Consider the following 21,872-nt stretch of genomic DNA (forward strand, 5'->3'; position numbering starts at 1 on the left):
AAAGGTGTTCCTGCCCTCTCGACAACGCCGCGCCTTTCATGAAAATGCCCCTATCGGGGGATATCGGGGAGGCCGCATGTCTGGGCTCTTGCGGCGCGGTGAGCAGCCTCTGCACGGGCTGTTCGGCTTTCTTACGGTGGTCATCACCGGCTGTGTGGCCATCGCAGCAGCCATCACCTGGTTGTCCGGTCCGTGGGCGGCGGGTGTCGGTGCTGCCGTGACCGCCGTGTACGGGCTGACAGCCGACCTCTTTCGGCCACGGCGGCGCAGCCGTGAGGAGACGGACCTCTTGCGCGACGCCCAGGGACGTATTCCCCGGGCGCGCCAGGTCAGCAGGCCCGAAGCGGCGGGTGTGCGAGCCGCTGAGGGCGGGGCAGCGCCGCCCTACGTTGCCAGAGACGCAGAGCAGGAGGTCGTACGCAGGCTGCTGGAGACGCGCTTTGTGCTGCTGGTGGGCGAGTCCGCAGCCGGCAAGTCCCGTCTCGGCTATGAGGTGGCACGCGCTCATTTCGCGTCCTACCGCTTTGTCGCCCCCCGCACGCGGGCTGCCGTCCCCCAGGCGGTGGTCTGCGCACGCAGCTACCGCCGGGCTGTGCTGTGGCTGGATGACCTGGAGAACTATCTGGGCTGGGACGGCATCACCGTGACGCTGCTGCGAGCGCTTCTCGACGGTGGAGGGGGCCATGTCGTCCTCGCCACCATGCGCGTGGAGGAGTACCGGCGCTTCGAGGCCCGTGAGGAGAGCCGCCTGACCGGTTCTGATCGTGATGCCTGGCGTACGCAGCGCGAGGTGCTCCAGGAAGCGGCAGTGATCCGGTTGTCCCGACGCTGGTCCGCGGGCGAGTGCCGGCGCGCCACCGCTCACATCGGCGACGCGCGCATCGCGGCCGCCCTGCACTCCTGCGACCGGTTCGGCATCGCGGAAACCATCGCGGCAGGACCGGAACTGATGGCGGCATGGGAGAACGCCTGGGCACCGGGCACCAATCCGCGCGCCGCCGCCCTGGTCACGGCGGCCGTCGACTGCCGCCGCGCCGGCCTGCGCAGCGGGGTGACACGGGAACTGCTGGAACTGCTGCACGAGCCCTACCTGGCCGCACGCGGGGGCTCCGACCTCCGCCCGGAGGCGATCGACGCAGCCTTCCAGTGGGCCTGCACGCCGGCGCTGGCCACCAGCGGGCTTCTCATCCAGGACAGCAACAGCCGATACCAGGCCTTCGACTACCTGCTCAACACCCCCAATCTCGGTCCCCTCCCGGACCACCTGTGGGCTTCACTCATTGCAACGGTCGGTCCGGAAGACGCCTACGACCTCGGGCTCGTTGCCCATCAGCAAGCCCGGCTGCGACGCGCGATCACCGCGCTGACGCGGGCCCACGAAGGAGCCGTAGCCGAAGCAGAACTTCCCCTCGCGCTTGCCCTGGGCGACAGCGGACGCCCCCGCGAAGCCGCTGCGCGCCTGCACCGCATCGCCCAGCGGCCCGGTAACGATCCCCTCTTCGCACTCACGGCCCGGCACCAGGCGGCCTTCTTCACCGGAGAGGCCGGGGCCGCACACCAGGCGGTGCGGATGTTCCGCAACATCGTTGCCCAAGCCCAGGCCCTGTTGGAGCAAGCGCACCCCGACGTACTCGACGCCCGCCACCAACTGGCCTACTTCACCGGCCAGAGCGGCGACACCAGCGGCGCCGCGCAACATTTCCGGGCTCTGCTTGCGGACCGCGAACAGCACCATCCAGACGACCACCAGCAGATCATCGCCACCAAGCGCAGCTGCATCTGGTTCTCCATCCGCTCTGACACGATCGGAGAATCCGAACGGCACATGCACACCCTGCTGGACGAAGCCATCACCCGCCTCGGGGCCGATGCCCCGCACACGCTGGCCATCCGCAGCAGCCTAGCCACCCTCGCCGCCCGTGCCGGCCGCCATGACGAGGCCCAGGCATGTTTCGCCTCCCTCATCGAAGACCGCATCCGCCTGCTGGAGGCAGAACACCCCCACGTCATCCGCAGTCGCCTGGACTGGGTGCAGGCACTTGCCGGCGCGGGACGCATTGAGCAGGCCCGCGCCGAGGCACTCAGCGTGCTGCACACCGCCGAACAGGTCCTCGAACCCGGTCACCGCCATCTGCACTTCGCCAGGCACCTTCTTGCCCAACTTCCTTGAACGCCCTGCGCCGGGGACGCCCGTGGCAAGCGCTTCGTGGGCAAGGCAAGGTGCCGGAGTGGTGCAAGCAGTGGTGCGCTGGTGCAGCGGTCGGCGGCTCAGCGCACGAGAAGACGGTACTGCTTCATCGATCTGGAACTGTGTCTGGCGCCCGACCAGTCGCCCCGTGCCGCAATGCCCCGCCCCGGCGCGAACCCCCCGCGGAGACCGTCGGCCGGCACGGCCACCACCACTGACGCGCCCGGGGACCCGGCTTCCGTCGTTGCGCGGGCCGGACCAGGTGTCGCAATCCCGTGACAGGCCACCCCCTGTTCCCTCAGGTACACGACATGCAAGGTGGGAGGCGAGCACACCAGAGCGGCCGGGGGGACAAGACAGATGATGCAGGACGTGTTCAACAGCCAGGATCTGCCGCCGGAGGACCGGGTCGGTGCATGGCAGGAAATCACAGCGCACTCACTCGCACCGAACGAGTTCAGCTTCAGCACCGACCAGAAGTCCGAGTTCCAGGCTTCCCTGCGAGCGGCGCAAATGGACGAGGCGCAGGTCGTGTCGCTGACCTACTCGACCCTGAGATCCAGACGAACCCCGAAACTGATCCGCCGCTCCGACCCGGACATGTACGTGATCGTCTTCGTTCAGAGGGGACGGCACGGCATCGTCCAGGAAGGTCGCGAGGAGAACTTTGGCGTCCAGGACCTGATGCTGTACTCCGAATCCCGGCCCTACGAAGCCTTGGTGGACAGCCAACAGGGCATGGGGGCCTCGGTGTTGGCGAGAATCCCCCGCAGCAGACTCCCCCTTCCCTCGAACCAGCTGGACCGGCTGGTGGCGAGGCGGCTGCCCCGGGGGGACAGCGGCGTCGGCGGCCTCCTCGCGGGATTCCTCACCCGCCTCGCCACCGACACCACGACCCCCTACCGACCGGCGGACGCCCGGCGCCTCGGCACGGTCATCGTCGATCTGGCCACCTGCTGGCTGGCCCACTGTCTGGAGGCCGAGGACCAGACACCCACGGAGACCCGTCAGCAGGTGTTGCTGTTACAGGCCCAGGCGTTCATCGCCGGGCACTTGGGCGACCCGGAGCTCTCACCGGCCACCGTGGCAGCCGCCCATTTCATGTCCCTCAGATCGTTGCACCGCCTGTTCCAGAACCAGGGCACGACGGTCGCCGCGTTCATCCGTCACCAGCGTCTCGCCCGCACGCGGCACGAGCTGGCGGACCCGCTGGCCGCAGGCCGGCCTGTACACGCGATAGCGGCCCGCTGGGGCTTCCCCCGTCCAGCCGACTTCACCCGCGCGTTCCGCGCCGCGTACGGCATGACGCCCAGCGACTACAGACGCCTCACCCTCAGCGACACCCCCTGGGCCGACAACTGCCGATAGGCCCCCGGACGAGCGCCCGGCACCTGACCCGAGGGTCCCGTGCCGGGCGCTGCGGCGGCTTGGGCCGTCAGCCGTCGGCGGCGAACCGGCGGGCTCAGTCGGAAGCGGCCACCCGGAGGAGCGGCCACGTCTGAGGACCGGCGAACCCGTCAGCAGGGAGATCCATGTCGGCCTGGAAGTCCTTGACCGCCGCCTTGGTGCTCGAGCCGTAGATGCCGTCGGCCGTGAGGCCGTAGCCGATGTCCTTGAGGAGGCACTGGGCTTCGATCGTCTGGTTGCTGAAGGCGTTGTACGTCGGGACGTACGTGACCGTCGTGGAGTAGCCGTACTCGGCGTACTTCGGGACGACCGTGCCGTAGTAGGCGTTGTACTGGTCGTAGAGGTAGTACTGCCGACCGCTGCAGCTGTACGTGGCGGCCTGGGCCACCGGTGCGACACCGGCAAGTGTGGCGGTGAGCGCGACGGTCAGGCCGGCCAGCGCGAGGCGTCGGCGCGTCCGTGTCAGAGGTGCCGTGCCAGGAGTGGTCTTGGGACGCATGTGCTCCCCGTTTCTGTGTCGAAGTGCTGTCGGGGAGCCGTGATCAGGGCCTCCCACTCGGGACTTGGGACAACCCTGGCGGCGAGGAAGCCGGTTGCCCTTCGCGCTGAGCGCCAGGGGATTGGCGATGCGTGCCGGGAGAGACGGGACGGGAGGGGAGTGAACGGGGAAGACCCCCACGCGGCGGCAGCGCCGCAGACCACCGGCCCGTCGTCGACAGCGACATCCGGGGCTGTGCCACCAGCGGTGGTGGGCCGACAGGTACCAGCGCACGATCTGTTCGAGGCCGGCCGTGCCGGGCACCGCCTGCGCGACGATGTTCGCGCTCAGTGTGTGCAGTTGGTCGGTGATCGCCAAGGCTACGCCATCGCACTGCTGGATGCCGAGCAGCACAACTGAGATGCCATCCGCGTGTCGATCACAGGGCTGGTCTGGTCGTACAGGGTTCCTGATCGGTGATCGGTGATCGGTGATCGCGCCGGAGCCGGCGCATGACGGCAGGCCTCTTGGTAGTTCGGGGATGCGAACCACCGATCACCAGGAGGCGTGACGGCGAACAGCCGGTCGCAGGAGCCCGGTTCGCGCTGTTCGAGCTCGATGAAGCGACCCGGGTGTCATGGCATGAGGAGCACTTTGCCGATCTGCCGTTGGCTTTCCAGGTACGAGTGGGCCTCGGCTGCCTCTGCCAGGGGATAGGTCCGGTCGATGATCGGGTTGATCTTTCCGGCCGCCAGCAGCTCCAGGCACAACTGCTGGTCCCGCAGGGTCGCGCCGCGCACACTGGCGATCCTCACCTGCCCGCCGATGAGGGCGAGTGCGTCCAGCTCGAGCCGGGAGCCCTGGTCGGTAGGTGTGCCCAGGACGATGACCGTGCCGCCGAGCCGTATGCAGGAGAGGGAGAGCTGGAAGAAGTCGTTGCCGCCGACACAGTCCCAGACCGCGTCGGCGCCCAGACCGTGCGTCAGCTCCCTGACCTGTTCCGGCAGTCGGGTATCGGTGTAGTGCACGATGTGGTCGTAGCCGAGCTTCCTGAGCGCTTCGTCGCGGTCCGGCTTGGTGGTGGTGCCGATGACGGTGGCTCCGCTCAGTTTGGCCAGTTGTGCGCAGGCGATCGCCATCCCGCCGCTGGCGCCGGTGATGACCACGGTGTCGCCGGGACCGACAGGTGCTTGCCGCGCACAGTTGAGCGGGGTGGTGTAGGTCCACATGGTGGCTGCGGCTGTCTCGAAGTCGACGCCGCCGGGGATGGGAAGGATCGCGTCCTGGCGGCGCACGACGTACTGGGCGTATCCGCCGAAGACCTGGTGTCCGGGGTAGGCGGTGTCGATGCACAGGTTTTCAAGGCCGGGTACGCACAGGGCGCAGTTGCGGCACGGCGGGTGCGGAAGCTGCACCGCCCTGTCACCCGGGGCGCCACCTGGTGACGTTCTCGCCGGTGGCGACGATTTCACCAGCCGCGTCCCGGCCCAGCTGGAACGGCAGAGGCCATGGCGGCCGTCCCGGGAGAGGCTGCGGCAGGTTGCCCGCGCGGTACCGCAGATCCCGCTGTTGACGGCCGTGGCGTGCACGCGCATCAAGATGTCGTCGGGGCCGACCTCGGGAATCGGCGCTTCTATGTACTTGAGCACCTCGGGCCCGCCATGTTCGAACAGGCGGACCGCCATCATGGTCTGTTCCACTTTCACGTTCCTTAAGGTCGTTACGCGGTTCATCAGGGCTGCATGGAGCCGCCTGCGCCTCGCCCGCCCCGGTGAGACCGTGTGCGAGCGGCCCTCGGCCAGGCGGCTTACCAGGGGTGGATCAGGAACTGAACGGTCCGACGATCGGCCCCGTAGTGAGGTGCCGCACAGCAGGGTGAACAACGCTGTCCACCGGCGGGACGAGGAGTGCGTGCATGACTGCCAGACAACAGCCGCCTCATAAGGCATGTACCGCTGGGCGTATGAAGCTTCCATGAAGCCGGGCTCTCCACATTTCCGGCCTGGGGCGGGGGCCCGCACGTCACGGGAGAAGGATCAACTTGCCGCGCTGGTGGCCGGCTTCGCTCAGAAACTCGACCAAATCATCAACGCGCCGACCGCGGCCGGGGCGGCTCACAGCCACTCGTTGAGCACTGCGACGAGCAGGGTCGCCTCGTAGCGGACGGCGAGCTCAACTTCTCAGCTTCTCCGGGGCCGATGGGCCGATGGGCCGATAGGTCGTCTGGGTCAGCGGGAGACCGGAGGCATGCCGCCCCCTGGGGCGGGTTCCTGCGGTAGGCGCAAGGTGAAAGTTGCCCCCTTGCCCAGCCCGGCGGATTCCGCGGTGATGTCTCCGCCATGGGCTCGGGCGATGCCCCGGGCGATGGCCAGGCCGATGCCGCTGCCGCCGGTGGCAGCGGGGCGGCCGGGATGCTCGAGGCGTTCGAAGCGGTGGAAGATGCGCTCGAGGTCGTGTTGGGGGATGCCGATGCCGTCGTCCATGACGCGGACGATCACGTGGTGCCCGGGCGACGGTTCGGTGTGCACGGACAGCGCCACATGCCCGTGCGGATCGGATGCGGCCAGTGCGTTGCCGAGCAGGTTCACCAGAACCTGCGTGATCCGGTCCGGGTCGCAGAAGGCGCCGACGTGGGTGCCTGCGTCCACGACGAGGGTCACCATCTGGTCGTCGTACTGGGGGCGCAGTCGCTCTGCTGTGGTCCGTGCCACCTGTCCCATGTCGGTGGGCTTGCGGTCGAGATCGAAGGCGCCCTCCTCCGACCGGGACAGGCTGGAGAGGTCGCCCGCCAGGCGCTGCAGCCGGTGAAGGTCGTCGGCGAGGGAGGCGAACATTGCCTCATCGGGGCTGAAGATGCCGTCGGCCATGCCCTCGATCTGGGCGCGTAGGAGGGTGATGGGGGTCCGCATCTCGTGGGCGACCTCGGAGATCAGGCGGGCGCGGCGGCGTTCGGTGTCGGCGAGGGCTGCCGCCAGCGTGTTGACGTCTTCGACCAGCGCTGCCAGGCCCGGCTCGCTGGGGAGTTCGAGGATGTCGCCGTAGTGTCCCTCGGCGAGCCGGCGCGTGGCGGTGCGTACCTTGTCGAGCGGACGCAGCAGAAACCGGGACAGGGCGAAGGACGCCGGGAAGGCCGCGGCCACTCCGAACCAGAGGCCGACCTGCAGGACCACGTCGCCTTCGACGTCGTCAAGCCCGAGCCACACCTCGATCAGCGCGCTGATTCCCGCCATGGCCAGCAGCGCCAGGAGGAGCACCATGACGTGCGAGAGCACCAGCCGGTTGCGCAGCGACAGCCGCTCCTGGATTCGGCGCAGCCGCGCACGAAGCCTGTGGGGGGCCGGGGAGCGGGAGGGCGGCATGGGTGGTGTCCTTCCTGGCCGCTAGGCGGGGCGCCCGATGAACCGGTAGCCGATGGTGCGGACGGTGCCTACGAACCGGGGTGCGTTCGCGTCGTCGCCGAGCGCGCGCCGCAGGGTGCGGATGTGTACGTCCACGACGCGCTCGTCGCCGAAGAAGTCCTCGCCCCACACCTGGGTCAGCAGCCCGCGCCGGGTGAAGACCCGTCCCGGTGCCCGGGCCATGACGAACAGCAGATCGAAGTCGAGGGCGGACAGCTCCACCGTCCGGTCGGCGTCGACGAGGACGGTCCGTGTCTCGGGATCGACGGTCAGTCCGTCGAAGCGCAGCATGTCGTCCTCGTGGGCCGCCTCGGACCGGCTTTCGGTGCGCCGCAGGATGGCGCGTACCCGTAGCGCCAGTTCGCGGGGGCTGAACGGCTTGGTGACGTAGTCGTCGCTGCCGGTGGTGAAGCCGATCAGCCGGTCGACCTCCTCGTCCCGGGCGGTGAGCATGATCACCGGGATCTGGCTCGCCTCCCGGATGCGGCGCAGGACCTGGAATCCGTCCAGCCCGGGGAGCATCACATCGAGCACCACGAGGTCCGGCCGGTCGCGGGTGACGGCCCGCAGGGCGGACGGTCCGTCCGCGGCTTCGATGACGTGGATCCCGTCCGCCTCCAGGTAGCCGCGCACGGTCATGCGGATCTTGGGTTCGTCATCGACGACCAGAACGCGCTGCGTACTCATCGTGCTCGCTTTCCATCGCCGAGGTGGGAAGGGGAAGGGGCGTCCGGGCCGCTGGGTGAGCGGCGGCGTGGAGGTAGAGGGCCTCGAATGTGGCCAGCGTACGGTGGATGTCGTGGCCGGCGACGATCTGGTGCGGCAAGCGCCATCGACTCGGCCGCGACGGCGGGTTGTCCGCTGCCGTGGCCTCCATGGTGACCGGGCACTGCGGCTCCGCGCGGCAGGAGAGACGACAAGCCACGTAGGAAGCGGACCTGCGCAAGCCGGCTTCCCCGTCCTGCGGGCCGCGTTCGCCCGGCCGCCGACGTCGATTTCCGTCGATGGTCCCTCCGTCGTCCGGCGCCGACCTTTGCACAGAGCGCCGCCCGCGCCCCGTCGGTGGGGCAGCGGGCGGCGGGGATGGCGTGCGGTCGCGGCTCAGCGCGAGCCGGCACGGCGTATACGCGCCCGCAGCTTCGGGAACTGGTCGAGGGCGTTGGTCCGCTCCAGAGCGATCCGCTGGCGCCGGCTGTAGATCTCGTCGACGGTCGGTTCGGGGTCGCCTGCCTTGAGAAGCGGCAGGCTGCCCTTGAGGAAGGGCATCGTCTCGACGTTGTCGGCCGCGTAGAGGTGGCGGGTCGCCGGCCAGTCGCTGCCGAACATGATGTGGTCGGCGGGCACCAGCGACGACAGCGGCTGCAACTGCGCGGCGGTGAACGCCTGTGCGTCGTCGAAGTACATTCGCGAGAGGTACGTCAGGGGACCTTCCGGCAGCACCTCGTTGAACGGCGGGAAGGCCGAGTGCCGGGTCGCGAGCCGGTAGGCCAGGAACGGCAGTGCCCCGCCGCAGTGCGTGAAGTGCCAGCGGATGTTCGGGTAGTCCCGCAGGACACCGTTGTAGATCAGGCTCGTCATCGCACGGGTCGCGTCGAACGTGTACTCGAAGACGTTGTTCCCGGCCGGGATGTCGGGGCCGAAACAGAGCTTCGGAGCCGGGTTGACCTCCGGACCCGTCGGGTGGACGTAGACGTAGGCACCGCGGTCATTGAGGATCTCGTACAGAGGCGCGAACGAAGGGTCCCCCAGGTAGGTGCCCTTGTAGTTGGTGAGCAGACAGATGCCGTCGAGGTCCAGTTCGCCGAGCGCGCGGTCCACCTCGGCCACCGAGCCCTCGATGTCGGGCATCGGGGTGACCGCGAAGATCCCGAACCGGTCACCACGGGTCTGTACGAGGTCGCGGGCGTAGTCGTTGACCGCGCGGGCGGTGGCGCGCCGGTCGTCGACCGGGCCGACGGTGACCTGGAGGTCGCCGAACGACAGGACGCTGGCCTGGATCCGGTACTGGTCCATGAAGGCCAGGTGCCGATCGACCGACCACGGACCGTACGCCCCGGTGATGGCGCCGAGCAGGCCGTAGCGCTTCAGGTAGTCGTTGTACACGTCGGGGGAGTAGTGCGCGTGGGTATCGATACGCCAGTTGCCCTTCGGCAGCCCCGGACCGGACGCTGCCGTCTCCGGACTGGCCATGGCAGCAGGCACCGTGGCCGCCGCCGTGACAAGCGCCGCGGCCGATGCCCCTTCGATCATCCTTCGACGCGAGATGTTCCGTCGCAGGTTCATTTCCAGTTCCCTCTTCATTCTGTGTGTGAGTCAGGTCGTAGGTGTGTGCGTGCGTCACGGCGCCGTCGCCAGGCCGGGCAGGGCCTGCGCAGGACGGTGGATGGGGCCGGCGCCGTGCCGAAAGGGGCAGGCAGGTGTCGCGGTCGTGGCTGCGCGGCGATGGTGCCTGCCGAAGGGAGACCTCTGTCTCCTCGGGCGTGCGGCGCGGTCCAGACCGATCGGGGAGTGCGGGCGGGTCAGTCGCTCCTCGGCTGGGCCGGTCGCCGCCCACAGCTCGGCGCGGAGCTCATGCGGGGGAACCCCATGGCGCCGACGTTGCCACGCCGACCGGTGGTCGGCTGTGGAGCGGACCCGCGAGCAACGCCGTCGGCCCCGCCGCCGCCGGCCCCGCACAGGCCTGCGGTTCCTTCTTGCAGCGCGTCATCGCCGACCGCCTGCCCACAGGGTCCACGTGCCTGGCCGACGCCAGACGAAGGAACGCGCCGAGCACGACGGAACCGGACAGCGCGGTGTGAACCGTTGTAGTCCGGTGCCGCACAGCAGGGTGATCAACGGTGTCCACCGGCGGGACGAGGAGTGCGTGCATGACCGCCAGACAACAGCTGCCTCATAAGGCACGTACCACTCAGCACATGAAGCTTCCATGAAGCCGATCGCCAAACTGGCGCCCACTTCCTGCAGCGGTCTCCGCCTCTCCCAGGTTCAAGTGCCGCCGCCCCCGGCCGCCGTGCTGCGCGTAGGCCGGAGTCACCGCGCTTGCCGCGCGGCCAGTATGGGTACGACGGCGCAGGTGCCGGCCTGGCCGGCGACCTCGCCATTCGCGAAGAAGGGGCTGACCGTTAAAGACCTGGCCGCCGTGGATTCGGCCGTCTGCAAGCCGTCCGGTGAGGACACCGTGCGCTGCACCTGTGCCTTCACCGTCACCCGCGCCGATGCCGAGGCGTCCCCGCGCGGTCTGTGGCACGTCGCCGTCCTGGCCACCGCCGAGGACGGCGACACGACGCTGGACACCAACGCGGCCGACTTCACGGTTGCCTGATACAGACGCGCAGGCGATCGTGGCATGTGAGCAGTTGAGACCACGTGCGCCCTCATGCCGGGCAGAGGAAAGCAGGTCGTGATGTCGGCGGAGGGGTTGTTACGGATGTCGGTCGACGGTGAGGAGTTCGAGGTCTGCCAGCCGCACGACAGCCCGGGCACCTACCACTTCACCTGGCTGACCGGGCCCGACCCTCAGTACGGGTTCGGGTTTCGCAGCCACCCTCCGGTGCACGTCGGCAGGGCCGATCTCGAGGAGGCCATCCGGGACTTCCTCTCGCAGGTGGACCCCGACACCGGACACATCGAGTGATCACCAGTCCAGGCCTGCACCGTGTGCTGCTCGGCCCTGCACAGGCGTCGTCCGCCCGGCTGCAGGCGCGCCGGAGCGGAAGTCGAGGGGCTTGGTCCAGCCCAGGAGCAGCATCCAGCCACCCGCCGCCGTGACCGGCGGTCCGGTGCAGCGGGTATCGCGGCTTCCATGGGTTTCGGAGAGAGCAGCCATACCCGGATGAGGCCCGGCCGGCGTGTGCGGACGGTACCCGGCGTCAATGCGGCGCCAGGGTATTGATGCGTGAGGGTGATGGTGTGGGGACGGTCAGCGCCGATTTCCCGTCGTTGCGCAGTGCCGCGAAGTCGTGAACGACCCTGTGGAGAAGGGTTTCTGCGTGTGGCAGGCCCTTGCTGTGGGGCCGCCGCGGCGGGTCAAACCCTTGCCGTCTGAAGTGACTTGTCAGCCCCTCGCCGCCTACCGCCCGCACCTGTGCTGCCGCTCTCATAAGGCCGGTGCCGGCGGCATGAATGCCCGGCACGGTCAGTGTGGATTCCCGGCGCGGCGAAGGAAGAGACATGGTGAACGAGCTCAGGTACGGCGACCAGATCCATCTGCAGAACGGCTACAGCGCCTGGCAGGGCGGCTACCTCGACACCAACGGCGGCAGCTCCAACTCCGGGGCGTAGTACGGAGTCGGCACCGCCGACTCATCCGCCCGCGGCAAGGGCACCGGTACGTGGGAGGTCCTCTCCGCCTCGGGGAAGGCCACCGGCGCACCGGTCGCCGGCGGTGACCTGATCTATCTGCGCAACCTCTACGGCGGTGACGGCGGCTACCTCGACACCAACAGCGGCACCTCCACCGATCAGACGAACCACGGCGGAAAGTACGACGTCTGCACCTCCCCGGGCCAGGACCGGGCCACGGGAACCGGCCGCCGGCGAATCTTCGCCCGGACCTCCAGTCCTCTCGACCAGAACGTCCGGGTCGGGGACACGGTGCTCCTGTGGAACGTCTACGGCGACAACGGCGGTTTCCTGGAGACCAACGGCGGCAGCACCGCCACCAGCGGCGGCAAGTACGACGTGTGTACCAACGCCTACTTCAACCGCAGCTCCGACGTCGCCGACTGGAAGATCCACAAGGCCCAGGCCTGACCACAGTCACCCCCTGCGCCTCGGGCCGCTCACCGCCCGGGGCGCGGCTGGGGGAGGGAAACGATGTGCCGCGCGGAGAAAGGAAGTCGCCCGCTCCGCCAACGGCCCGGAGTTCTCCTGCGGAAGATGCGGCTGCCACCGCGCCAACGACCCAGCCGTGGAGGCCGGTCAGTCGAGTACGGCACGTCCCTCGGCAATGATGGCCGCGAGTTCCTCGACCTCCGGTTCGGTGAGGGGCGTCAGCGGCGGACGGACCGGCCCGGCCTTGACACCGGAGAGGGTCACGCCCGCCTTCACCAGCGACACGGCGTATCCCGGCACCCGCCGACGCAGTCGGACCAGGGGATGGAAGAAGGACCGCTGCAGCGCGTCGATCCGTGCCTGGTCGCCCTCCTCGATCGCGCGGTGGAAGGCGAGTGAGATGTCCGGCGCGAAGGCGAAGGCGGCCGAGGAGTACAGCTCGACACCCAGTGCCCGGTAGGCCTGTTGGCTCGCCTCGGCCGTGGGCATGCCGTTGAAGAACTGGAAGCTCTTGCCGGATGCGCTGAGCGTGTCCCGTACGGCGGGGACGATCCGCGCGACGAGATCGAGGTCGCCCGTGCCGTCCTTCAGGCCCGTCACGGTCGGCAGCTGGGCCACCTCCGCCGCCGAAGCCTCGTCGAAGCGGGCGTTGGCCCGGCTGTAGACGATCACTGGCAGGTCCGTCTCCTGGCCGACCGCACGGGCGTAGGCGACGAGCCCCGCGGCGGGTGACTCGACCAGGTAGGGCGGCATGAGCAGGAGGCCGTCCGCGCCGGCCTCGGCCGCGGCACGGGCGAACTGCCGGGCCAGACCCAGCGCGCCGCCGGCTCCGGCGTACACCGGGACGCGTCCCGCCGCCGCGTCGACGGCGGTACGCACGACCGCGGCATACTCCTCGCGGTCCAGGGCGTGGAACTCGCCGGTGCCGCAGGCGATGAACACGCCGCCCGGTCCGGCGTCGACCCCCACCGTGACGTGCTGGTGCAGGGCATCGAGGTCGACGTCACCGGTGGCGGTGAAGGGGGTGACGGGGAAGAAGAGAACGCCTTCGAGCACGAGTGGATTCCTAACGGGTCGGAGAGGTGGAGGGGGTGGCCGGCGAGGGACCGTCGTCCACGGCTTGGTGATCACCGGCGTGCACCACGTTGACGAGCGGATCTCCTCGTCGCAGGCGCCCGATGTTGTCGGCGATCTCCGCCGCACGCGCGGCGAAGGTGTCGGCGGTGTGACCCGAGTGGTGCGGAGTCATGAGGACGTTGGGCAGCTCGCGGAAGGGCAGTCGGCTCGGTGCCTGGGGCGGGCCGCACCACCACACGTCCAGCGCGGCGCCGCCGATGACGCCGGAGCGCAGTGCCTCGTACAGCGCCTCCTCCTGCACCACCGGCCCCCGCGCCACGTTGACCAGCAGTGACCCGGGTCCCATGGCCGCCAGTTCGGCCGGACCGATCAGGCCTCGGGTGGCTGGGCTCAGAGGGACCGTGACCACCACGACGTCGGACTCGGTGAGGAGTTCGAGCAGCCGGTCGTTACCGCCGACCCAGTCGGGCCGCAGGTCGGCCGGGAACGGGGCAAAGGGGTCGCGCCGCACGGCGCGCACCCGCAGCCCGACCGCCTGACACAGCCGGGCGACCTCGGTGCCGGTCTCGCCGAACCCGATGATCCCCACACGGCGGTCCCGCAGCGTCGTCCCGAAGGGGAGCCCGGGGGCAACGGCCACATTGCGCCATCGCCCCTCGCGCAGGGCTCGGTCGGCGCCCAGCACGTCGCGGGAGAGCATGAGGACGGACATGAGCACGTACTCGGCGATGGAGCGGCCGTGGTGGTGGGTGGTGGTCACCGTGACTCCGGGGCCGAGCGCGGCCAGCGGGATGCCGTCGTAACCGGCGCCGACGACGTGGACGAGCCGTAATCGCGCGGCCCGCCGGGCGTCCTCGGCCCGCAGTGTCGAGCCGACGTAGACCTCGACGTCCGGGAGCGCCTCGGAGATGCGTGCCGCGTCCCAGTCGCAGGCGTCCAGCCAGTCATGGCTGCCCTCCGTACGCGTCATGAGCGGCTCGTGGAACCGTCTCAAAATGCGGTGATTGAGCATGATGCGCATGAGGAGGTCACCACCTGAAAGTTCTTGAGCGAGAAGGACGGGTCGAAGCGGCGCATGTATCCCGTGTCGTCGCGGTCGCGCAGTCCGCAGTCGAGGTACTGCCGGTGGAGGCGGGCGAGTGCGTCCCGGTCCAGTTTCACGCCCGGCACGGTTGCGGTCGGCACGGCGACGGCGCCGTCGCGGGACCGCAGCGGCGCGGGGTCCACCACGTCCTCGTCGGCGCGCTTCCAGGGCCAGTGCGCGTAGGGCTCGTGCACACGGACCGAGTTGAGCTGGGGCAGGTCGCGGAACGCCACGGGTGTCACGGCCGCGTCGACGATGCGCTCGGAGGTGCCTGCCATGCCGCCATCCTCATACATAGTCAGCGTTCTCATATATAGACACTAGTTGTACGCACGGGTGCGCGGTGGTGTCAATGGGCAGCCCGGTCGAGCGAGCGGCGGCGCCAGCCGGGCGCCGCCGCCCACGCGGTTCAGGAGGCGGCGGCCTCCGGTACGGAGGTGAGCAGGACACCCTCGGTCATGAGACTCCGCAGCTTGCGCAGCGCCAGGTCGCCCATCACGCACGCGTCTCCCGCGTGGCGCCGGCGATGTGCGGAGGCCGGGCCGCCCGGTCGGACTCCAGCAGTGCGCGCGGCGCGTCCGGTTCGTCGGTGAAGACGTCGAGCGCCGCCCCCATCCGGCTCGCCTGCACCGCCGCGACCAGGGCCGGTTCGTCGACAACGCTGCCCCGTGCGACGTTGGCCAGGTAGTCGCGAGGGCCGAGCGCGTCCAGTACCTCGCCCGAGACCAGGCCCTGGGTGTCCGGGCCCCCGGCGACGGTCGCGACCAGCGCGTCGCACGTCTCGGCCAAGGGCTCAACGCTGGGCAGGTGGCGATGTCCGACGTCGGGCACCGGCGTCCGCGTGCGGTACGCGACGTCCACGCCGAACCCTCGGGCCGTCGCGCGACGGCCCGGTCGATCCGGTTCAGAGGATGCCGCCCCGTTTGTCGCGGCGCTCTCCAGGGCGGGGAGCAGCGCAGGCACTTGGTCAAGGGGGCCTGATCGGCGAGGTGACAACTCCCGTCGGTTGAGGTTCCGCGACGTGCGGCGCTGGGCCGCCGAGGACTGCTGTCCCGACCGGTGCTCCGAGGCTCCGGCCGGATCTCGCACAGGCCGCGGTGGGCCGGTGCCGGGTCGCGCCCGAATGTCCGATCCTGCGGATGTCTTGACGCTGCCACGGCACCGGTTTAGCTTCGGCGTTCACGGATGAAGACCAAGTACGTAAGTGTAGACAGCCGGTGGTGGCCGGTCCCAGACCCCGAGTTCGGAACGTGACACATCAGCACTTTCCCGGAGACACGCGACGATGAAGTCCTCCGTTTTATCCGCCCAGCGCGCCGCACCACGGCGGCCCCGCACGACGAGCGCGATGCTGCTGGCGGGCGTCCTGCTCACGTCCAGCGGGTGCGCCGTGGCCAACAGCGCGGGTGGCGACACCGGCCGCGCCGACGGCCGCACCCTGCGGGTGGTGCTCACCCAGGAACCGCCGACCCTGGAGCCCTGTGAGGCGTCACTGACCGGGACGGGCGTCGTCGTCCGGTCCAACATCACCGAACCCCTGGTCGAACGAGATCCCACGTGAGGTGAGCTGAACCCCCTGCTGGCGACCGGCTGGAAGCAGACCGCGCCCCGCACCTGGACCTTCGACATCCGCTCGGGGGTGACATTCCAGAACGGTGCCCCCTTCACCGCCGAGGACGCCGCCTTCTCCATCGACCGGGCCGTCAACTCCGACCTCGCCTGCAACGTGGAGGGCTACGTCTTCGGCGACGATGACCTCGAGGTGAAGGCGGTGAACGACGACCGTCTTACCGTGACCACCAAGGAACCGGACCCCATCCTGCCGCTGCGCCTGAGCTTCGTGGAGGTCGTGCCCCGCACGACCGACACCGAGGCCAAGGTCCGTGTCCCGATCGGCACCGGCCCCTTCGCCGTCCGCTCCTGGCAGCCCGGAGCGGCGATCTCCCTCGACCGCTTCGACGACTACTGGGGCAAGGCTCCCGACTTCGCACGGGCCCGCTATGTGTGGCGCAGCGACGCCAGTGTCCGCGCCGCCATGATCGACAAGGGTGAGGCGGAGATCGCCGTCGCGCTGGATCCGATGGAGGCGGAGAAGGACACTACCGCCGCCTACCCCAACAACGAGACGACCGCCCTGCGGCTGGACGGCCGCGAGGCCCCGCTCGACGACATCCGGGTGCGTCGGGCCGTCGACCTGGCCGTGGACCGCGACGGCGTCATCGACGCCCTCCTCGGCGGTCTCGCCGAACCGGCCGGCCAGTTGGTGCCGCCCGGAGTGGTGGGGCACAGCGACGCGATCGAACCGCCCCGGCAGAACGTCGCCGAGGCCCGCGCCCTGGTTCGGGAGGCGACCGCGGACGGAGTGCCGACCGACCGGCAGATCACCCTGGTGGCCCGCAACGGCATGTTCGCCGGGGTGTCGGAGACGGCGGAGGCCCTCCAGTACCAGATGCAGGAGATCGGACTGAACGTACGGGTCCGGATGGCCGACACCGCCACCCAACTCCAGTACCAGCTCCGCCCGCTGCCCAAGAACGTCGGGCCCATCGCCTTGCTGATCATGCATGGCAACCAGGCCGGTGACGCGGCCTTCACCACCAGCCAGTACCTGCTGAGCGACGGCCCTCAGTCCACGTTCGGCACCGACGCTCTCGACCGGCGCATCGCCGCGGCGGGCGCGCTGTCCGGCGAGAAACGTCAGGAAGCCTTCGCCGACCTGCTCACCGAGCAGAACCAGTCCGTCGTCCAGTACGCCCATATCGCCCACATGAACGGACTGCTCGGCCTGTCACGGTCGATCCGGTACGAACCGAATTCCGCGACCGGAGACGAAATGCGGCTGGCCGAGGTCCACTCGGCCAAGGGGGCGAAGCACTGACATGATCCCTTTCCTGCGCAAACGCGTACTCTCCAGTGCCGTCCCCCTGGTCTGCGTCGTCCTGGGCGTGTTCTTCCTGGCCCGGATGACCGGCAACCCCGTCGACCTCTATCTCCCCCTGAGCGCCACCGCCGAGCAGCGAGCGGAGTTCTCCTCCGCGCAGGGCTTCGACCTGTCGATCCCGGCGCAGTTGTGGAACTACCTCGTCGACGCCGCACAGCTGGACTTCGGCACCTCACTGCGCACCGGGCAGTCGGCGGGCTCGATGGTGATCGACGCGTTTCCCGTCACCCTTCAGCTCGCCGGTGTGACCATGCTGCTGGCGATCACCGGAGCCGTGCTGGTCGGCAGCCTCGCCGCCTACCGCCCCAACTCCCTGATCGACAGGATCGCCAGCCTGCTGTCGATGACGGCCGCCAGCATCCCCGACTTCTGGTTCGCCATCATGGGCGTACTGGTCTTCGGTGTGAGCCTGGGGTGGTTGCCGACCTCGGGCACGCTCGGCGGCCCAGAGATATGGGTCCTGCCCATCGCGACCCTGCTGATCCGCCCCTTCGGCGTACTGGTCCAGGTGGTGCGCGGCAGCATGGTCAGCGCGTTGTCCGCCCCCTACGTCAAGATCGCCCGGGGCAAGGGCGCCACGCCCCGGCGCGTGGTCTTCGGGCACGCCCTGCGCAACGCCGCGACACCGGTCCTGACCGTCGCGGGCGACCTGACGGTGGGCCTGGTCAACGGCGCGGTGATCGTCGAGACGATCTTCGGCTGGCCCGGCATCGGCAAGCTCATGATCGACTCCATCCTCCAGCGCGACTTCGCGGTCCTGCAGGCAGCCGTGCTCCTGACCGCCGTGACGATCTTCGCGCTGAACATCCTCGTCGACGTCTGCCACGCGCTGACCGACCCCCGAGTGCGACAGGCGGTGCCGGCGTGAGCGAAGCGAGCAGCACGACCCGAGAAGGGACCGACGTCCCGGAGGGAGCCTCCCCCGCCCACCACCGGCGGCCGAGCCTGTGGCGGATGCTGGGCCGGGACCGGGCCGCGGCCGTCGGGGCCGTCATCCTCACCGTGGTCGCCCTCGTGGCCCTCTTCGGCCGGCTGTTCATCGGCGACCGCGCCCAACGCCAGGACCTGGACGCCTCCCTGCGTCCACCGTCCCTGAGCGACGGGGTGTACGGGCTGCTCGGCACCGATGTCCTGGGGCGCAGCATGGTGGCCCGGCTGATCGAGGCGGCGGCGACGACGCTGTCCGTGGCCGTCCCTGCGGTGCTGTGCTCGCTGGCGATCGGCTCGGCCCTCGGGCTGTGGGCCGGCTACCACGGAGGGCGCCGCGAGAGCGTGGCGATGCGGCTCGCCGACGTGATCCTCAGCTTCCCCTCGCTGCTGATCGCGGTGGTCGTGCTGTACGTCTTCTCGCCCAGCGCGCTGAACCTCGTACTGATCCTGGCGGTGACCCGTATCCCGGTGTACCTGCGCACCGCGCGGGCCGAGGCGGCGGAACTGCGCAGCCGGCTGTTCGTCGACGCGGCCCGGACCTTCGGCACACCAGGTCGGGTGATCATCTACCGGCACCTCCTGCCGATCGCCCTGCCGACCCTGCTCACCGTCGCCACCCTCGACTTCTGCTTCGTGATGCTCACCGAGTCGTCGCTGAGCTTCCTGGGCATCGGAATCCAGCCCCCGGACGTCAGTTGGGGCCTGATGGTCGCCCAGGGACGGCAGTACCTCCAGACCGCGTGGTGGATCACCGTGCTGCCGGGACTCGCCATCGTGCTCACCACCGTGTCCGCGACGGTGCTCGCCGCCTGGGCCCGCATCGCCACCGACCCCGCCCAGCGCTGGCGCCTGAGGCTGCCCAAGAAGCGCCGGGCCGTCTCGGCCGCCGTTCCTCCGGAGATGATCCCGTGACGAGCAACACCGCTTCCGCCCCGACCACCACGGACACCCCCGCCCTGGATGTCGAGGGGCTGTGCGTGGACCTGAGCACGCCCTCCGGGACGGTACGCGCCGTCGACGGCGTCAGCTTCAGCGTGCGCCGCGGCCGCACCCTGGCCCTGCTGGGCGAGTCCGGCTGCGGCAAGTCGATGACCGCACTGTCCGTGGTCGGTCTGCTGGACCCCGCGGCGGCGGTCACCGGCGGTGCCGTCCGGGTCCGGGGCGACGACACCCTCCGCATGAGCCCCGCGGAACGCCGCAAGCTGGCCGGCCCGGTCCTGTCGATCGTCTTCCAGGACGCCCTGACCGCCCTCAACCCGGTGCAGCCGGTGGGCAGGCAGATCGGCGAACCCTTCCGCATCCACCACAAACTCTCCCGGCGCCAGGCCCAGGAGAAGGCGATCGAGCTGATGACGCGGGTGGGCATCCCCGAGCCGAGGCAACGGGCCAGGTCCTATCCCCACCAGTTCTCCGGCGGCATGCGGCAGCGGCTGCTCATCGCGATGGCCGTCGCCCTCGCTCCCGACGTGCTCATCGCGGACGAACCCACCACCGCCCTCGACGTGACCGTGCAGGCGCAGATCATGCGGCTGCTGCGGGACCTCCAGGACGAGCGGGACATGGCACTCGTCCTGATCACCCACGATCTGGCCGTGGTCGCGCAGCGCGCCGACGACGTGGTCGTGATGTACGCCGGCACGGTCGTGGAGAACGGACCGGTGCACGACGTCTTCTCCGCACCCCGCCACCCCTACACCCGGGGACTGCTCGACTCGGTGCCCGAGGGCAGCGTGCGCGGACGCCCGTTGCCCGCCGTTCCCGGCAGCCCGCCCGAGCTGAGCGCGGTGCCGCCCGGCTGCGTCTTCCAGGCCCGTTGCCCGTTGGTGCGCGAGCGCTGTGTCCAGGAGCGGCCGTCCCTGCGTCCGTCGGGCGACGGTCGCTTCGCCGCCTGTCACTTCTCCGAGGAGCTCGACCGTGTCTGAGTCCCGCGCCACCACCGCCGCCCCCGGGCCCCGAGCGGACGGTACCCAGGACAGCCCGCCGCTGCTGGAGGTACGAGGACTCACGAAGACCTTCGGCAGCGGCCGGCGCCGGCTGACCGCCCTGGACGGGGTGGACGTACGGATCGGCCGGGGCGAGACCCTCGGACTCGTCGGCGAGTCGGGCTGCGGCAAGTCCACCCTGGCCCGGGTGCTGCTCGGGCTGGAGCGTCCGGACGCGGGCACCGTGCGGTTCGACGGAACCGACCCCTTCGCGCTGCGCGGCAAGGAGCTGCTGGCCTGGCGCCGGCGCGTGCAGATGGTCTTCCAGGATCCCTTCGCCTCGCTCAACGCCCGCATGTCCGCCGCCGACCTGATCGGCGAACCCTGGCGAACCCACCGAGACGTCGTACCGGGGGCGAAGGCCCGCGAGAAGCGGATCCGCGAACTGCTCGCCCTGGTCGGACTGCGGGAGAGCGACGCCCACCGCTACCCCAACGAGTTCTCCGGCGGCCAGCGCCAACGCATCGGCATCGCCCGCGCTCTCGCCCTGGACCCCGATCTCATCGTCTGCGACGAACCCGTCTCCGCCCTCGACCTGTCGGTGCAGGCGCAGGTCCTGAACGTACTCTCCGACCTGCGGACGCGCCTCGGTGTCACCTACCTGTTCATCTCCCACGACCTGTCCGTGGTCCGCTACATCTCCGACCGGGTCACCGTGATGTACCTGGGCAAGGTCATCGAACACGGGGACACGGAGGACGTCTTCGAACAGCCCCGACACCCCTACACGGCCGCGCTGATGTCGGCCGCCCCCGTCCTTGGCACCGGCCACGACACCCACCGTCAGGAGATCCAGCTCCAGGGGGAGATCCCCTCTCCCTTCGACATCCCCTCCGGGTGCCGCTTCCGCACCAGGTGCTGGCGTGCCGAGGACCGGTGCGCGACCCAGGCACCTCCGGTCGTCGTGCGGGAGAGGGCGGACGGCGCCGAACCCCACACGGCCCTGTGTCACTTCCCGTTGGAGGCCGAGCCCGCGGGCGCCTGACCGGTCGGCAGTTCCTCTCCTGGTCACAGCGGAGCCGACGTGCTGCTCCAGGTCTCCACCGGCTTCGGCCTGACGTGACCGCCGCAGCGGTCTCCTCACCGGCGAGAACAAGACCTTCGACCGGCTCTCCCTCGACGCAGGCCGCGACACCCCTGGCCAGCCGTACGGATTCACGGTCTCCGTCAGCCGCGACGGCACGCAGTGGGGCGAACCGCTCACCCGGGGCTCCGGCCGCTCCTTCACCCAGGACGCGGTGTTCCCCGGGCAGACCACCGCCCGCCATGTACGGGTCACGCTCACCGCGAGCGGGCCCGTGCTCTGGGTCGTCAACGACATCCGCCTGTACGGCGACGGGCCCGACGCCGCCTCGACGCTCCAGGCCGAGAAGACCACGACCGTGCGAGGCGTGGAGCGCGGCACGGCGGCCACCGGAGTGCTCGGCTCCGGCGACTGGGTGGCCTTCCGCAAGACGAACATCCGCGGAAAGAACCTCACCGTACGAATCAACTCCGCCTGCACACAGGGTCGTTCGATCCAGCTGCGCCTGGACGCGCCGGACGGTCCGGGGGCCGCGACGGTGCCCGTCGCGGGTACCGCGGGACTGGCAGGAGCAGTCCGTGACCCTGAAA

21 protein-coding genes and 1 pseudogene are annotated in these 21,872 nt (G+C 69.9%); 12 read left to right on the forward strand and 10 right to left on the reverse strand.

From position 1 onward, the window contains the following. Positions 1–76: 76 nt before the first annotated feature. On the forward strand, positions 77–2,170 hold the full coding sequence (locus ACFWWR_RS31530; RefSeq protein ID WP_384306779.1) for a tetratricopeptide repeat protein: 2,094 nt from the start codon (positions 77–79) through the stop codon (positions 2,168–2,170). Between the two features lie 378 nt (positions 2,171–2,548). Further along, complete coding sequence (locus tag ACFWWR_RS31535) at positions 2,549–3,556, forward strand: helix-turn-helix domain-containing protein (RefSeq protein WP_383860148.1); 1,008 nt, start codon at positions 2,549–2,551, stop codon at positions 3,554–3,556. 94 nt (positions 3,557–3,650) lie between these two features. Here ACFWWR_RS31535 and ACFWWR_RS31540 read toward each other — a convergent pair whose 3' ends face one another. From ACFWWR_RS31540 to ACFWWR_RS31565, 6 genes are all read right to left on the reverse strand, one after another. Beyond that, the gene (locus ACFWWR_RS31540) at positions 3,651–4,094 is read right to left on the reverse strand and encodes a peptidoglycan-binding protein (RefSeq protein WP_383860151.1); all 444 of its coding nucleotides are present in this window, start codon (positions 4,092–4,094) and stop codon (positions 3,651–3,653) included. Positions 4,095–4,708: 614 nt separating this feature from the next. Next, on the reverse strand, positions 4,709–5,545 hold the full coding sequence (locus ACFWWR_RS31545) for a zinc-binding dehydrogenase (protein ID WP_384306856.1): 837 nt from the start codon (positions 5,543–5,545) through the stop codon (positions 4,709–4,711). Then, complete coding sequence (locus ACFWWR_RS31550; RefSeq protein ID WP_384306859.1) at positions 5,496–5,633, reverse strand: alcohol dehydrogenase catalytic domain-containing protein; 138 nt, start codon at positions 5,631–5,633, stop codon at positions 5,496–5,498. Before ACFWWR_RS31550 ends, ACFWWR_RS31545 begins: the two co-directional genes overlap by 50 nt. Before the next feature lie 668 nt (positions 5,634–6,301). After that, positions 6,302–7,432: a sensor histidine kinase gene (locus ACFWWR_RS31555; RefSeq protein WP_383860159.1), complete on the reverse strand. Its 1,131-nt coding sequence runs from the start codon at positions 7,430–7,432 to the stop codon at positions 6,302–6,304. Positions 7,433–7,453: 21 nt separating this feature from the next. After that, positions 7,454–8,158, reverse strand: coding sequence for a response regulator transcription factor (locus ACFWWR_RS31560; protein WP_383860163.1), 705 nt, complete (start codon positions 8,156–8,158; stop codon positions 7,454–7,456). Positions 8,159–8,572: 414 nt separating this feature from the next. Further along, positions 8,573–9,661 carry an amidohydrolase family protein gene (locus ACFWWR_RS31565; protein ID WP_383860166.1) on the reverse strand — a complete coding sequence of 363 codons (1,089 nt, stop codon included), beginning with the start codon at positions 9,659–9,661 and terminating at the stop codon, positions 8,573–8,575. Between the two features lie 736 nt (positions 9,662–10,397). On the opposite strand from ACFWWR_RS31565, the gene ACFWWR_RS31570 reads away from it, so the two are divergent. The 3 genes from ACFWWR_RS31570 to ACFWWR_RS31580 all read left to right on the forward strand — a co-directional run bounded on the left by ACFWWR_RS31570 (position 10,398) and on the right by ACFWWR_RS31580 (position 12,223). Beyond that, positions 10,398–10,793 carry a DUF5707 domain-containing protein gene (locus tag ACFWWR_RS31570; protein ID WP_384306782.1) on the forward strand — a complete coding sequence of 132 codons (396 nt, stop codon included), beginning with the start codon at positions 10,398–10,400 and terminating at the stop codon, positions 10,791–10,793. A gap of 105 nt (positions 10,794–10,898) precedes the next feature. Then, on the forward strand, positions 10,899–11,105 hold the full coding sequence (locus ACFWWR_RS31575; protein WP_384306785.1) for a hypothetical protein: 207 nt from the start codon (positions 10,899–10,901) through the stop codon (positions 11,103–11,105). A gap of 959 nt (positions 11,106–12,064) precedes the next feature. Continuing rightward, positions 12,065–12,223, forward strand: a complete 159-nt coding sequence (locus ACFWWR_RS31580) for a hypothetical protein (protein WP_383860175.1) — start codon at positions 12,065–12,067, stop codon at positions 12,221–12,223. Between the two features lie 168 nt (positions 12,224–12,391). Here the strand turns inward: ACFWWR_RS31580 and ACFWWR_RS31585 are convergent, their stop codons facing one another. From ACFWWR_RS31585 to ACFWWR_RS31600, 4 genes are all read right to left on the reverse strand, one after another. Beyond that, positions 12,392–13,300, reverse strand: a complete 909-nt coding sequence (locus tag ACFWWR_RS31585) for a 5-dehydro-4-deoxyglucarate dehydratase (protein WP_384306787.1) — start codon at positions 13,298–13,300, stop codon at positions 12,392–12,394. 10 nt (positions 13,301–13,310) lie between these two features. After that, a complete protein-coding gene (locus ACFWWR_RS31590; RefSeq protein ID WP_384306790.1) occupies positions 13,311–14,291 on the reverse strand; it encodes a 2-hydroxyacid dehydrogenase in 981 nt (326 codons plus the stop codon). Positions 14,292–14,311: 20 nt separating this feature from the next. After that, positions 14,312–14,683 carry a hypothetical protein gene (locus tag ACFWWR_RS31595; protein ID WP_383860184.1) on the reverse strand — a complete coding sequence of 124 codons (372 nt, stop codon included), beginning with the start codon at positions 14,681–14,683 and terminating at the stop codon, positions 14,312–14,314. 217 nt (positions 14,684–14,900) lie between these two features. Further along, positions 14,901–15,494 (reverse strand): NAD(P)-dependent oxidoreductase, encoded by a 594-nt coding sequence (locus ACFWWR_RS31600; RefSeq protein ID WP_384306793.1) that lies wholly within the window; start codon positions 15,492–15,494, stop codon positions 14,901–14,903. A gap of 196 nt (positions 15,495–15,690) precedes the next feature. Between ACFWWR_RS31600 and ACFWWR_RS31605 the strand changes: the two genes are divergently transcribed. The 7 genes and pseudogenes from ACFWWR_RS31605 to ACFWWR_RS31635 form a co-directional block, all read left to right on the forward strand. After that, a complete protein-coding gene (locus ACFWWR_RS31605; protein WP_384306796.1) occupies positions 15,691–15,966 on the forward strand; it encodes a hypothetical protein in 276 nt (91 codons plus the stop codon). A 15-nt stretch (positions 15,967–15,981) separates the two neighbouring features. Continuing rightward, positions 15,982–17,283 carry an ABC transporter substrate-binding protein gene (locus ACFWWR_RS31610; protein WP_384306861.1) on the forward strand — a complete coding sequence of 434 codons (1,302 nt, stop codon included), beginning with the start codon at positions 15,982–15,984 and terminating at the stop codon, positions 17,281–17,283. Between the two features lies 1 nt (position 17,284). Then, positions 17,285–18,214 carry an ABC transporter permease gene (locus ACFWWR_RS31615; RefSeq protein ID WP_384306799.1) on the forward strand — a complete coding sequence of 310 codons (930 nt, stop codon included), beginning with the start codon at positions 17,285–17,287 and terminating at the stop codon, positions 18,212–18,214. Beyond that, positions 18,211–19,188, forward strand: coding sequence for an ABC transporter permease (locus tag ACFWWR_RS31620; protein ID WP_384306802.1), 978 nt, complete (start codon positions 18,211–18,213; stop codon positions 19,186–19,188). Before ACFWWR_RS31615 ends, ACFWWR_RS31620 begins: the two co-directional genes overlap by 4 nt. Next, positions 19,185–20,198 (forward strand): ABC transporter ATP-binding protein, encoded by a 1,014-nt coding sequence (locus tag ACFWWR_RS31625; RefSeq protein ID WP_383860198.1) that lies wholly within the window; start codon positions 19,185–19,187, stop codon positions 20,196–20,198. Before ACFWWR_RS31620 ends, ACFWWR_RS31625 begins: the two co-directional genes overlap by 4 nt. Further along, the gene (locus ACFWWR_RS31630; protein WP_383860201.1) at positions 20,191–21,243 is read left to right on the forward strand and encodes an ABC transporter ATP-binding protein; all 1,053 of its coding nucleotides are present in this window, start codon (positions 20,191–20,193) and stop codon (positions 21,241–21,243) included. The genes ACFWWR_RS31625 and ACFWWR_RS31630 overlap by 8 nt, the downstream gene beginning before the upstream one ends. 406 nt (positions 21,244–21,649) lie before the next feature. Beyond that, positions 21,650–21,784, forward strand: a pseudogene (locus ACFWWR_RS31635) (hypothetical protein); the annotation flags it as partial. Positions 21,785–21,872: the final 88 nt, after the last annotated feature.

Source organism: Streptomyces sp. NPDC058678, from assembly GCF_042714835.1.
GTDB lineage: Bacteria > Actinomycetota > Actinomycetes > Streptomycetales > Streptomycetaceae > Streptomyces.

Bases quoted from the DNA above. Each gene is read 5' to 3' on its own strand.
- ACFWWR_RS31535 (WP_383860148.1), top strand. From the start codon at position 2,549: ATGATGCAGGACGTGTTCAACAGCCAGGATCTGCCGCCGGAGGACCGG.
- ACFWWR_RS31575 (WP_384306785.1), top strand. From the start codon at position 10,899: ATGTCGGTCGACGGTGAGGAGTTCGAGGTCTGCCAGCCGCACGACAGC.
- ACFWWR_RS31530 (WP_384306779.1), top strand. From the start codon at position 77: ATGTCTGGGCTCTTGCGGCGCGGTGAGCAGCCTCTGCACGGGCTGTTC.
- ACFWWR_RS31560 (WP_383860163.1), bottom strand. From the start codon at position 8,158: ATGAGTACGCAGCGCGTTCTGGTCGTCGATGACGAACCCAAGATCCGC.
- ACFWWR_RS31590 (WP_384306790.1), bottom strand. From the start codon at position 14,291: ATGACGCGTACGGAGGGCAGCCATGACTGGCTGGACGCCTGCGACTGG.
- ACFWWR_RS31615 (WP_384306799.1), top strand. From the start codon at position 17,285: ATGATCCCTTTCCTGCGCAAACGCGTACTCTCCAGTGCCGTCCCCCTG.
- ACFWWR_RS31565 (WP_383860166.1), bottom strand. From the start codon at position 9,661: ATGGCCAGTCCGGAGACGGCAGCGTCCGGTCCGGGGCTGCCGAAGGGC.
- ACFWWR_RS31540 (WP_383860151.1), bottom strand. From the start codon at position 4,094: ATGCGTCCCAAGACCACTCCTGGCACGGCACCTCTGACACGGACGCGC.
- ACFWWR_RS31595 (WP_383860184.1), bottom strand. From the start codon at position 14,683: ATGGCAGGCACCTCCGAGCGCATCGTCGACGCGGCCGTGACACCCGTG.
- ACFWWR_RS31570 (WP_384306782.1), top strand. From the start codon at position 10,398: ATGAAGCCGATCGCCAAACTGGCGCCCACTTCCTGCAGCGGTCTCCGC.
- ACFWWR_RS31605 (WP_384306796.1), top strand. From the start codon at position 15,691: ATGAAGTCCTCCGTTTTATCCGCCCAGCGCGCCGCACCACGGCGGCCC.
- ACFWWR_RS31555 (WP_383860159.1), bottom strand. From the start codon at position 7,432: ATGCCGCCCTCCCGCTCCCCGGCCCCCCACAGGCTTCGTGCGCGGCTG.